Annotated in this window: 9 protein-coding genes; 4 read left to right on the forward strand and 5 right to left on the reverse strand. The window is 72.6% G+C overall.

What is annotated here, in order from left to right:
• Positions 1 to 20: 20 nt before the first annotated feature.
• The 4 genes from QSJ97_RS14915 to QSJ97_RS14930 are packed head-to-tail and all read right to left on the reverse strand — an operon-like array spanning position 21 to position 5,306.
• On the reverse strand, positions 21 to 2,852 hold the full coding sequence (locus tag QSJ97_RS14915) for a DUF4159 domain-containing protein (RefSeq protein WP_285672601.1): 2,832 nt from the start codon (positions 2,850 to 2,852) through the stop codon (positions 21 to 23).
• Entirely contained in the window at positions 2,852 to 3,748 is an 897-nt protein-coding gene (locus QSJ97_RS14920) for a DUF58 domain-containing protein (protein ID WP_285672602.1), read from the reverse strand. The genes QSJ97_RS14915 and QSJ97_RS14920 overlap by 1 nt, the downstream gene beginning before the upstream one ends.
• Complete coding sequence (locus QSJ97_RS14925; RefSeq protein ID WP_285672603.1) at positions 3,745 to 4,305, reverse strand: hypothetical protein; 561 nt, start codon at positions 4,303 to 4,305, stop codon at positions 3,745 to 3,747. The genes QSJ97_RS14920 and QSJ97_RS14925 overlap by 4 nt, the downstream gene beginning before the upstream one ends.
• Entirely contained in the window at positions 4,302 to 5,306 is a 1,005-nt protein-coding gene (locus QSJ97_RS14930; RefSeq protein ID WP_285672604.1) for an AAA family ATPase, read from the reverse strand. The genes QSJ97_RS14925 and QSJ97_RS14930 overlap by 4 nt, the downstream gene beginning before the upstream one ends.
• A gap of 77 nt (positions 5,307 to 5,383) precedes the next feature.
• Between QSJ97_RS14930 and QSJ97_RS14935 the strand changes: the two genes are divergently transcribed.
• A complete protein-coding gene (locus QSJ97_RS14935) occupies positions 5,384 to 6,019 on the forward strand; it encodes a DUF1285 domain-containing protein (protein WP_285672605.1) in 636 nt (211 codons plus the stop codon).
• Positions 6,020 to 6,036: 17 nt separating this feature from the next.
• Here the strand turns inward: QSJ97_RS14935 and QSJ97_RS14940 are convergent, their stop codons facing one another.
• Positions 6,037 to 6,849 (reverse strand): hypothetical protein, encoded by an 813-nt coding sequence (locus QSJ97_RS14940; protein WP_285672606.1) that lies wholly within the window; start codon positions 6,847 to 6,849, stop codon positions 6,037 to 6,039.
• Positions 6,850 to 7,079: 230 nt separating this feature from the next.
• On the opposite strand from QSJ97_RS14940, the gene QSJ97_RS14945 reads away from it, so the two are divergent.
• From QSJ97_RS14945 to QSJ97_RS14955, 3 genes are read left to right on the forward strand one after another with little or no spacing between them, the layout of a single operon-like run.
• On the forward strand, positions 7,080 to 8,846 hold the full coding sequence (locus QSJ97_RS14945) for a dipeptide ABC transporter ATP-binding protein (RefSeq protein WP_285672607.1): 1,767 nt from the start codon (positions 7,080 to 7,082) through the stop codon (positions 8,844 to 8,846).
• A complete protein-coding gene (locus QSJ97_RS14950; protein ID WP_285672608.1) occupies positions 8,843 to 10,807 on the forward strand; it encodes an ABC transporter substrate-binding protein in 1,965 nt (654 codons plus the stop codon). Before QSJ97_RS14945 ends, QSJ97_RS14950 begins: the two co-directional genes overlap by 4 nt.
• The gene (locus QSJ97_RS14955; RefSeq protein WP_285672609.1) at positions 10,804 to 11,832 is read left to right on the forward strand and encodes an ABC transporter permease; all 1,029 of its coding nucleotides are present in this window, start codon (positions 10,804 to 10,806) and stop codon (positions 11,830 to 11,832) included. Before QSJ97_RS14950 ends, QSJ97_RS14955 begins: the two co-directional genes overlap by 4 nt.

The raw sequence follows: 11,832 nt of genomic DNA on the forward strand, positions 1-11,832 counted from the left end.
TCTCCTTGCGTCTCATGGGCTCACTGGCCAAGCCGGTGCAGCACCTCGGGCGCGTGCACCTGGTCGGACTTGTAGTTCCCGGTCAGCGCATACATCACGAGATTGACGCCGAAGCGGATGGCCATCTCGCGCTGCCGGTCGCCGGTGCGGCCCACCGGGAACAGATAACGCCCGCGCGGATCCACCGCCCATGCCGAAGCCCAGTCGGCCGAGCCGACCACCACCGGCGAGACGTTGTCGTCCACCCGGTCGAAGCTCGGCAGGTCGGAGGCCCGCGGCGCACCGGGGCGCACCGGCGGCGGCGCCTCGGCCCAGACCCGCCCGCCGCGCCAGCGCCCGGGAAAGCGGTCGAGCAGGTAGAAGGTGCGGGTCAGCACGTGATCCGCGTCCACCGGGGCGAGCGGCGGCAGGTTCAGCGCCCGGGCGATGCGGCGCATCTCCACCTCGGAGGCCCCGGAGAAGCCGGAGGCGCCGTTCTGCGTGTCGATCACCAGCAGCCCGCCGCCGGTGAGATAGCCGGCGAGCCGCGACAGCGCCGCCTCCGAGGGCAGGTTCTGGGCATTGAGAGGCCAGTAGAGCACCGGGTAGAAGCTGAGCTCGTCGCGCGCCGGGTCGAGCCCCATCGGCGGGCCCGGCTCCACCGCAGTGCGGTTGGTCAGCGCCATGCCGAGGCCGACCATGGCCCGCTCGGAGACCTCGTCGATGCGCGGGTCGCCGGTGCGGATATAGCCGAGTGTCGTCTCGGCGGTGGCGTTCACCGCGCGGGCCTCGGCGCTGGTGCTCTGCTGCGCCTCCGCCGGGGTCGGGCCGAGGCCGAGCCCGAGCGCTGCGGCCAGCGCCAGCCCGGCTGCGGCGGCCGGTCGACGCAGCCGCGAAAGCCGGCCCGAGACGATCAGCGTGGCGACGATGTCGGCCAGGGCCAGCAGCACCGCGACGGTCAGGAACAGCGCGGCGAAGGGTTGCGCCTCGGCGCCGCCAAGGGTCTCCTCCACTGCGCCGGCAGGCGCGGCGGGGAAGGGCGCCAGCCGGTCCTCCGCCGCGTGCAGATTGAGGATCAGCTCGGTCGGCGAGCCGGCGGGGCGGGCGCCGCGGTCGGCCCGCGCATAGAGCCCCGGCGCGAGGCCGGCGCCGGCGCGCAGCTCCGCCATGCGCTCGCCCGGCACGGGATCTTCCGCGCCGGTGGCCGGACGCGGCGTGCCGTCCGGCCCGAGCAGCAGTTCCGGCCGCCACAGCGTGCCGCCGAGCGCCTCCGGCTCGGGGGCGGCGGCGGACTGTCCGGGCGCCAGCGCCATCAGCCGGCCCAGCATCTCCACGAAGAGCCCGGAAAGCGGCAGCGAGGACCATTCCGCGTCGGCCGAGACATGGAACAGCACCACATGGCCCGCGCCCATCTTCCGTGCGGTGACGAGCGGCGTGCCGTCCTCGAGGGTCGCCCAGACGCGGCCCTGCAGCTCCGGCCCGGGCTCCGCCAGCACCTGCGTGCGCACCGCCACCTCGCCCGGCGCCTCCAGCCGGCGGAACACGCCGTCCGGGTCGAAGGGGCCGAGACGCCGCGGGCTCGACCAGGCGAGCGCGCCGCCCAGCACCCGGCCGCCGCGGCGCAGGCGCACCGGCAACAGCGCGTCCTCCTGCCCGATTCGCTCGCCGATGGCGGCGGCGAGCCGCGGCCCGGCGAAGCGAACAAGGAGCCCGCCCCGTTCTTCGACGAAGGCCGTCAGGCGCTCTCGTTCCGTCTCGGCGATCGCGCCGTAATCCGCCAGCACGATGGCCGCCGGCTCGCGCTCGAGAACCTCATCGAGGCTGCCCTCGCGGATGTCGGCCACCGGGCTCAGCGCCTTGGTCAGATAGTGCCGCGCCGAGGTGAGCGAGACCACCGTGGCCTCGCTGCCGGGGTCCACGAGCCCCACTGCGACGCGCCGGATCGCCCCGGTGGCCAGCGCCGCGCCGCCGGCGCTCGGCCGATCGGCCAGCACGAGGCGCGAGACGCGCCGGATCAGCTCCGGCGGCAGGTCGAACACGGCCGCGGCGCGGGTCTCGCCCTCGGCGAAGGCGGCATCGGCCACCGCGATGCGCCGCTCGGCGCCGTTGGCATCCTCGGCAAAGGCGACGACGCGGATCTCCTCGGCAGGCCCGCCGGCACGCAGGAGATCGGCGGCCAGGAGCCCGTCCTCGAGCCGCGGCGGGGCCAGCGCCAGTGCGGGCCGGGGCGGCCCGATCAGCCGCAGCGGCCCGGCATCGGCCAGCTGCGCGGCCAGCGCAGTCGTATCCGGCCCGTCGAGCCCGTCATGCAGCCAGATGGTCTGGCCGGGGGCGGGCAGGGCGCCGCCCGCCAGCGCCGTCAGCGCCGCCGTCCGGTCCGGCCCCCAGGGCGCGGGCACAAGCCCCTCGAGCGCCGGGCGCACCGCCTCGGCCGCTGCCACCGGGGGCGGCGCGCTCTCCGCCAGCGGCCAGAAAATCACGCCCCGGCCAGCTTCCCGCGCCTCGTCGAGCGCCGCCGCGGCGGCCGCCTGCCGGGCCGCCCAGTCCGGCGCCGAGGCCCAGCCCTGGTCCATCAGCAGCAGGAGCGGCCCGTCGCGGTCCTCGACCAGCCGCTCGGCCGGGTTCAGCACCGGCTGGGCGAAGCCGAGAACCGCCGCCGCCACGGCCAGCGCGCGCAGCAGCAGAAGCCACCACGGCGTCTTCTCCGATTCGCGGTCCTTGTCCTCCAGGCCGAGCAGCAGCCGCACCGCCGCGAAGGGCTGGCGCCGCGGGCTCGGCGGGATCGCGCGCAGCAGCCACCAGAGGATCGGCAGCACGGCAAGCCCGGCCAGCAGCCAGGGGTTGAGGAAGGCGAGCGGTCCGAGGCTCAGCATCATGCGCCTCCCAGGCTCTTGTAGAGCGCGATGAGCGCCTTGCGCGGGCTCTCGTCGGTTCGGTGCGGGATCAGCCGCCAGCCGCGGGCGACCTGCGCCAGCCGCTCGCGCCGTTCGGCCAGCCGGTCGCGATAGGGCCGGGCCAGCGAGGCGGCCTGCTCGCTGTCATAGCGGATGCTTCGGCCCATGCTCTCGAACCGGGTGCGCCCGGCGAAGGGGAACTCCTCCTCGGCGGGATCGAGGATCTGCACCAGCACGCCGCCGATGCCGCGCGCCGCCGCCTGCCGGATCGCCGGGAGAATCGTCTCCTCGGGCCCGAGAAAATCGGAGAGGAAGACCGCCCGGCCGACCCGCGGCGTGTGGATCAGCGGCGCATGGCCGAAATCGGGCGGGCTCTCGGGCTCGGCCGCGAGGATCGCCGCCATCCGCAGCAGCTGGCTCTGCCCGGCGCGCGGCGGCTCGGCCTCGGTGCCGAGCAGGCCAACGCGCTCGTCGCCGCGGGTCAGCAGCACCGCGAGCGCCAGCGCCAGCAGCCCGGCGCGCTCGGCCTTGCTGCGGCTCGCGAGCTCGGAGCGGTAGCCCATGGCGGCCGAGCGGTCGGCCCAGACCATCACCGTCTCCGCCGCCTCCCACTCCATCTCGCGCACGAAGAGCCGGTCCGATCGCCCGGAGCGCCGCCAGTCGATCTGCGCCAGCGTGTCGCCGGGATGCGCGGGGCGATACTGCCAGAAGGTCTCGCCCGGGCCCGGGCGGCGCCGGCCATGGGCCCCCGGCACCAGCGAGCGGGCGATGCGCTCGGCCTGCACCAGCAGCGGCGGCAGGCTGCCGGAGATCCGCTCGGCATCGCGGCGCAGCCAGGCCGCGCGCGAGGTGGCGGGGGGGGCGAGACGGCTCATCCGGTGACCTCAGTGCGGGAAACGGTTGTCTCTCCGCCGGCGACGCGGCGCGCGAAGGTTCTCCGCTTGGCGCCGGAGGCAAGGCAATGCCGGCCGGGTGCCCCTGTCCAGAAGCCCTTCGCGCTGTTGCCGCGACCGGAGCCGTCCGGCACCACCTGCGCGCCGGCCAGCGCCGGCACTGGAATGCCGAGCCGCGCGACCATCGCGGCGAAGGGGCGATGGCTCCGCAACGGCTGCGCCGCCGCGCAGAAGCGCGAGATGCCGCCGGGCGCCTTATCAACGATGACGACGTCTTCGACGGGGGTGCCGGACCGCCGATGCGCGGCTTTGCTCCCCCTTCTCTCGGGCGCTGCTGCGGCGAGCCTGGCTGCCGCGAGGACCGCCGGGGCGCTGGCGAGGTCCGGCAGCGCGTCGCGGAAGTGTTCCCGGGAACCTGCGTCGTCCGCCCCTGAGGGTGGCGTGCCAAGGGGCGCCGCCAGACCCGCGCGGCGCAGAGCAACGAGTGCTCCCCCGGCGCCGCCGGGGGCCGGACGATTCGCGTGCCCGGTTCGCCTCACGCGGCGGCCTCGAGGGCCTGGTCGGCAAGAATCTCGTCGATCACCGAGCGGATCGTCGCGCCCTCGGCCCGGGCGGCGAAGGTGAGCGCCATGCGGTGCTCCATCGCCGCCGGGGCCAGCGCCGCAACATCCTCGACCGAGGGCGCCAGGCGGCCGGCGAGCAGCGCCCGCGCCCGCACCGCCAGCATCAGCGCCTGCGCCGCGCGCGGGCCAGGGCCGAAGGCGAGGCGCTCTGCGGCGGCGGCATGCGCCTCCGGCCCGTCCGGACGGGCCGAGCGCACCAGCGTCAGGATCGCCTCGACCACGCGCTCGCCCACCGGCATCTGGCGTACCAGCTGCTGCAGCTCGATCAGCTCCGCCGCGGAGAACACCGCCGCAGCCTCCGCCTCCTCTGCGCCGGTGGTGGCGAGCAGGATCTCGCGCTCCTCGTCGCGGGAGGGATAGTCGACGTCGATCTGCAGCAGGAAGCGGTCGAGCTGCGCCTCGGGCAGGGGATAGGTGCCCTCCTGCTCGATCGGGTTCTGGGTGGCGAGCACGTGGAAAGGCCGCGCGAGGTCGCGATGCTGGCCGGCCACGGTGACCGCGGTTTCCTGCATCGCCTGCAGCAGCGCCGACTGGGTGCGGGGGCTGGCACGGTTGATCTCGTCGGCCATCAGCAGGCGCGTGAAGATCGGCCCCTCGATGAACTTGAAGGCGCGCGAGCCGTCCGCCCCGGTCTCCAGCACCTCGGAGCCGAGGATGTCCGCCGGCATCAGGTCCGGGGTGAACTGGATGCGGTTGTTGTCGAGCCCGAGCACGGTGCCGAGCGTGGAGACCAGGCGCGTCTTGGCCAGCCCCGGCACGCCGACCAGCAGCGCATGGCCGCCGGAGAGGATGGTGGTCAGCGCCAGCGCCACCACCTCCTCCTGGCCGACGATGCGCTTGCCGATCTCGGCGCGGGCCTCGGCCAGCCTCAGGCCGGCGGCTTCGATGCGGGCGACGGGATCGGGGCTCTCGGACATGCGCGCTCTCGGCTTGTGGACAATGATCGATCCATAAATACGTAATGGGAGTCGGCAAAAGACAACAGGGGCCACACATGACATCTCCGGAAAAAGCGCGGCCCGGGGCCGAGGCGTCCGGCGCGGGGCTCGGGGATCCGGGCAAGGCGGACGATCTGGCCCGCGCCGTGAAGCGGGCGCAGACCGAGCGCGGCCTGCCGCCGGTGCATCTCTGGAACCCGCCCTATTGCGGCGATCTCGACATCCGCATCGCGCGCAACGGGCAGTGGTGGTATCTCGGCACGCCGATCGGCCGGGTCGAGCTGGTGAAGCTTTTCGCCTCGGTGCTGAAGCTCGAGGACGGCAAACACTTCCTCGTGACGCCGGTGGAGAAGATCGGCATCACGGTGGACGATGCCCCCTTCGTGGCGGTGGATTTCCGCGTCGAGGCGCCGGGGCCGGAACAGCGGATCGTCTTCACCACCAATGTCGGCGACGAGACCGAGGCGGGCGAGGAGAACCCGATCCGCGTGGAGCGCGACCCCGAGACCGGCGAGCCGGCACCCTATGTGCATGTGCGGCGCGGGCTCGAGGCGCTGATCGACCGCAAGAGCTACTACCGGCTGGTGGAGATCGGCGAGACCGAGGCGGTGGACGGGACCGACTGGTTCGGCCTGCGCTCCGGCGGGCGGTTCTTCCCGGTGATCCCGCAGGCCGAGCTCGAGGCGGGCTGACGGCGCGGCCGGCCGGCTCAGTGCAGCTTGCGGTGATCCGTCGGCAGCACCTCGAGCTGAGCCAGGCCGGGACGCGAGCCGCCGCCGAGATGCAGCTTGTAATGCGTCCGCCGCTCGCCCTTGACCTCGACGAGGGTGCCGTCGCGGATCGCATCGCCATAGGCCATCAGGTAGCCGACCGCGCCGAACAGGATGCGGATCGGTTCGATCTTGTCGACCACCTCGAAGGGCGGCACCTCGATCTCGAAGCCGAGATAATCCGCCGCCCCCATCGTCTGCACGCCGACCACCGGGCGCTCGCCGGGCCGGTCGGTGCCGTAGAATACGTAGCCGAGCCACAGATCCACCGGCCAGAGATGGCGCGAGAGTTCGCCGGTGGCGCGCTGCAGCCGGTCCGGCGAGGCCATCGCCTTGGTGCCGAGCCAGTGCACGCCGCTGGCCGGTGTCACCTCCGCGATCGCCGCGGCCAGCCGTGTCAGCGCCACCGCCTGGGCGCGCACCAGCCCGTGCACGAGGTGGCGCTCGACACCGCAGATCGCGACCCGTGCGCGGTGCCGGGCCATGGCATCCGCCGCCTCGGGCCAGAACAGGTTGCCGACCACGGCCTCCTGGTATTCCGTCTCGGGAATGCGCTCTCCGATGGCATGGACGGCGAAACGCTGGCCGTCGACTTCCACGATCAGCGCGGTTTCCGAGGGTGCGGCACGGCGGCGCTCGATGGTGATCGAGGAGCGCGGCGCCACCATCTGCATTGCCCGGCGCAGCGCGAAGAGGTCGATCCCGGTGTTGTCGTCGAGGGCGATGAGGCACATCAGGCCGAGATCGCGCATGCGTTGCCCCTCCGCTGTCGGGTCGGTTCATTGTCGTCCTACCCGCCGGCGCGGGGCGGGGCAAGCGCGCGGGCACGCCGGGGGCGCCCGGAAAGGGGCCTCCGGAACCGTGCACGGCAGACTTGTGAAAACCTTTCGACTTGCGTCCGGTCCCCATGTCAAGCCACTCTCGCCCTTGTGCGCGGGGCCTCGCTGGCAACTCGCGGGGAGGCCACGGGGGAGGCGAAGACGTGCGGCCGCTCTTGACTGTGGAGGATCTCAGCATTGCCTTCGGCGATGTCGGGCCACCCGTGGTCGAGGGCGTGAGCTTCGCGCTCGATGCCGGGGAGACGCTGGCGCTCGTCGGCGAGTCGGGCTCGGGCAAGACGCTGTCGGCCAAGGCGCTGATCGGGCTCCTGCCGCGGGCCGCGCAGCTGCGCGCCGGCCGCGCGATCTTCCGGGCGCCCGGCGGCGAGGTAGACCTGCTGCGGCTGCCGGCGCCGGCGCTGCGCCGCCTGCGCGGGCAGACCATCTCGATGGTGTTCCAGGAACCGATGAGCGCGCTCTCGCCGCTGCACCGGGTCGGCGCGCAGGTCGGCGAGGTGCTGCGCGTGCACGGCTACGAGGGCTCGGTCGAGGACCGGGTGCTCGAGGTGCTCGACGAGGTCGGGTTCCCCGATCCGCGCCGGGCGCATGACGCCTTTCCGTTCGAGCTTTCGGGCGGACTGCGCCAGCGCGCGGTGATCGCCATGGCGATGGTCGGCAACCCGAAGCTGGTGATCGCCGACGAGCCGACCACGGCGCTCGACGTCACGACCCAGGCCACGGTGCTGGAACTGTTGCGCCGACTCGGGCGCGACCATGCGCTGGCGGTGATCCTGATCACCCACGATCTCGGCGTCGTCGCCAACATGGCTGACCGGGTGGTGGTTCTGAACCGTGGGCGGATCATGGAGGCCGGCGGCTGCAGCCGGGTGCTTTCGGCGCCGGGGCATCCCTATACCCGGGCGCTGGTCGCCGCCGCGCCTCGCCCGCCCTCGCCACTGGCGAGCTGCGGTGCGGCGGCGGAGGGGACGGCGATCCTCTCGGTCTCCGGGCTCTCCAAGACCTATCCCGGCCGCACGCGGACCTTCGGGCCGCCGGCGCCGCCGGTGCGGGCGGTCGCCGATTTCGCGCTCTGCCTCGAGCGGGGCCGGACGGTGGCGGTGGTCGGCGAATCCGGCTCGGGCAAATCCACCGTGGCCAAGCTGATCACCCGGGCCGAGCGGCCGGACCCCGGCGCGCGCATGGTGTTCCGCCCCGAGGCCGGCGGCGAGGAGGACATCTCGACGCTGTCCGGGGCCGGGCTCAAGGCCTATCGCCGGGAGTGCCAGATGGTGTTCCAGGACCCCTATGCCGCGCTCTCGCCGCGCCTCTCGGTGCAGGACATCCTGACCGAACCGCTGGAGATCCATGGCATCGGCAACCGCGCCGAGCGCCGTGCGCGGGCGGCGGCGCTGATGGAGCGGGTGGGGCTCTCGGCCGGCCATCTCGGGCGTTTCCCGCATGCCTTCTCGGGCGGGCAGCGCCAGCGTATCGCGATCGCGCGGGCGCTGGCGCTCGAGCCGGAGCTGCTGATCTGCGACGAGCCGACCTCGGCGCTCGACGTCTCGGTGCAGGCGGAGGTGCTGGCGATGCTCGAGGAGCTGCAGGCGGAGCTCGGCCTCTCGATGGTGTTCATTAGCCATGACCTCACGGTGGTGAGCCATATCGCCGACCGGATCCTGGTGATGCGCCGCGGGCGGGTGGTGGAGGAGGGCGATCCGGCCTGCGTCTTCGGCAAGCCGCGGCATCCCTATACCCGCGCGCTGATCGCCGCGAGCCCGGAGCCGGACACCGAGCGCCGGCTCGATCTCAAGCTGGTGGCAGCGGGGGCCGGCGAGCCGGAGGACTGGCCGGCGCCCTATGGCTATGTCGAGGGCGACGCGCCGGGGCTTGTGGAGATCGCGCCCGGCCATCTGGTGAGGGCGGCGGCATGAGGGTGCGGGGGCTCGTTTCGCTCGCGGGGGGGCTTCTCGCTGCGCTCCTTGCCGCGGCCGTGCCGGCCCGGGCCGTGGAGCCCGTCGAGACGCCGTGGTTCGCGCATCAGGTGATCGAGGGCCTGCTGCCGCCGGTCTCCGAGCGCCTGCCTGCGGAGCCTGCGCTGGCCGATCTCGCCGCCCGTGGCCGGGTGCCGGGGGTCCACGGCGGGCTGCTCCGGATGTTCATCAAGCGCGCCAAGGACGTCCGCTACATGTCCGCCTATGGCTATGCGCGGCTGGTCGGCTACGATGCCGAGTATCGGCTGAAGCCGGACATCCTGCGCGACGTCACCGTGTCGGAGGACGGCCGCGAGGTGACGCTGCACCTGCGTCGCGGGCACCGGTGGTCCGACGGTCATCCCTTCACCACCGAGGATCTGCGCTACTGGTGGGAGGACGTGGCCAACCATCCCGCGCTCTCGCCCAAGGGCCCGCCGGTGGAGATGCTGGTGGAGGGACGCCCGCCCGTTGTCGAGGTGGTGGACGACGTCACCATCCGCTACCGCTGGCACGCGCCCAACCCGCGCTTCCTGCCGGCGCTGGCCCGGGCCCGACCGGTCTATATCTATCGCCCGGCACACTACATGAAGCGCTGCCACGTGAACTATGCCGATCCGGCGGCGCTGGCCGGGCTGGTGGCCCGGGCCAAGGCGCGGGACTGGGCGCAGCTGCACAACCGGATCGACAACCTCTACAAGTTCGACAACCCGGACCTGCCGGTGCTGCAGCCCTGGGTCAACGCTTCCCAGAAGAACAGCCAGCGCTACGTGCTGGTGCGCAACCCCTTCTTCCACCGGGTCGACACCAACGGCCGGCAGCTGCCCTATATCGACCGGATCGAGCTGGAGATCGCCGCGGTCGGGCTGATCCCGCTCAAGGTCAGCCTCGGCGAGGCGGGCCTGCAGCCGCGCTATCTCACCTTCACCGACGCACCGGTGCTGAAGAAGGCGCAGGCCGAGGGCGGCTATGTCACGCTGCTCTGGCGCTCGGGCGCGGCCTCGGAGGTGGCGCTCTATCCGAACCTCACCTTCGCCGACCCGGAATGGCAGACCCTCTTCCGCGACCGGCGCTTCCGCCGCGCGCTCAGCCTCGGGATCAGCCGCAAGGCGATCAACAAGGTGCTCTATTTCGGCCTCGCCGCCGAGCGTGCGGTGGCGGCGCTGGAGGAAAGCCCGTATTTCGACCCCGCCCATGCCACCGCCTATGCGCGCTTCGACCCCGAAGAGGCCAACCGCCTGCTCGATGCGGTGGGCCTCGATCGGCGCGACGCCGCCGGCACCCGCCTGCTTCCGGATGGCCGGCCTGCCGAGATCATCGTCGAGACTGCCGGTGAGCGCCAGGAGGTGGCCGACACGCTCGAGCTGGTGAAGGCGACCTGGGCCAAGCTCGGCCTGCGCCTGCTGATCCGCCCGCTCGACCGTGACATCCTGCGCGACCGGGCCTTTTCCGGCCGCTCGATGATGGTGGCCTGGTATGGCTGGAACAACGGCATCCCGACCGCAGAGGCCGAGCCCAACGAGCTCGCGCCGGTGGAGCAGGCCAATTTCTCCTGGCCCGCCTGGGGGCAGCACTACCAGACCAGGGGCGCCGCCGGCCGGGCGGTGAACCTGCCGGAAGCCGCGCGCCTGATGCGTCTCTACCGCGACTGGATGGCCGCACCCGACGATGCCGCGCGCGGCGAGATCTGGCGCGAGATGCTCGCCATCCATGCGCGCGAGATCTTCGTCATCGGCACCGTGGCGCGCGCGCCGATCCCGATCGTGGCGGATGCCCGGCTGCGCAATTTCCCGGCCGAGGCGCTCTATGCCTGGGACCCCGGCGCGCAGATCGGCATGCAGCGCATCGACGAGCTCTGGCTCGAGCCTGCCAGTGGCGGGGCCGGGACCGGGGATGCGGAGCAGCGGGCTGCGGCGGAATGATCGGCTATCTGATCCAGCGGCTGGGGACCATGGCGGTCACCCTTCTGGCGATCTCGGCGCTGGTCTTCGTGATCATCAACCTGCCGCCGGGCAACTACATGTCGAACCGGATCGCGGAGATGCAGGCCTCGGGCGAGGCCGCCGGCATCCAGCGCGCCGAGGAGATGATGGCGGAGTACTCGCTCGACAAGCCGGTCTGGCAGCAATACCTGATCTGGATCGGCGCGCTGCCGGGTCCGACCGGCTTCTCGGGGCTGCTGCAGGGGGATTTCGGCTGGTCCTTCGAGCTCGAGCGCCCGGTGATCGACATCGTGGGCGAGACCGCGGCGCTGACCGCCATCGTCAACCTCGCGGCGCTGGTCTTCGTCTATGTCGTCGCGCTGCCGCTCGGGGCGATCGCCGCGGTGCGGGCCGGCAGCTGGATCGACTATCTCGCCTCCTTCATCGGCTATATCGGGCTGGCCACGCCCAACTTCCTGCTGGCGCTGATCCTGCTCACCTATGGCGCGCGCTATTTCGACATCCCCGCCGGCGGGCTGATGCATCGGGAGTTCGAGGGCGAGCCGATGTCCTGGGCCAAGCTCGGCTCGATCCTCACCCATCTCATCGTGCCGACGATCGTGATCGGCACCTCCGCCGCGGCCGCCGTGATGCGCCGCCTGCGCGCCAACCTGATGGACGAGCTGCACAAGCCCTATGTCGAGACCGCGCGGGCGAAGGGTGTGCCGCCGGTGATGCGCACCATCCGGTATCCGCTGCGAATGGCGCTCAACCCCTTCGTCGCGGATATCGGCAACCTCGCGCCGCAGCTCGTCTCGGGCTCGGTGATGGTCTCGGTGGTGATGAGCCTGCCGACCCTCGGCCCGGTGCTGCTGCACAGCCTGAAGAGCCAGGACATCTTCATGTCCGGCTTCGTGCTGCTCTTCGTCTCGGTGCTGACGCTGGTGGGCATGCTGATCTCCGACATCCTGCTGGTGTTGCTCGACCCCCGGATCCGCCTGAAATCGAAACGGCGGGGGGCCTGA

This window comes from Paralimibaculum aggregatum (genome assembly GCF_030270585.1).
Taxonomy (GTDB): domain Bacteria; phylum Pseudomonadota; class Alphaproteobacteria; order Rhodobacterales; family Rhodobacteraceae; genus Thermohalobaculum; species Thermohalobaculum aggregatum.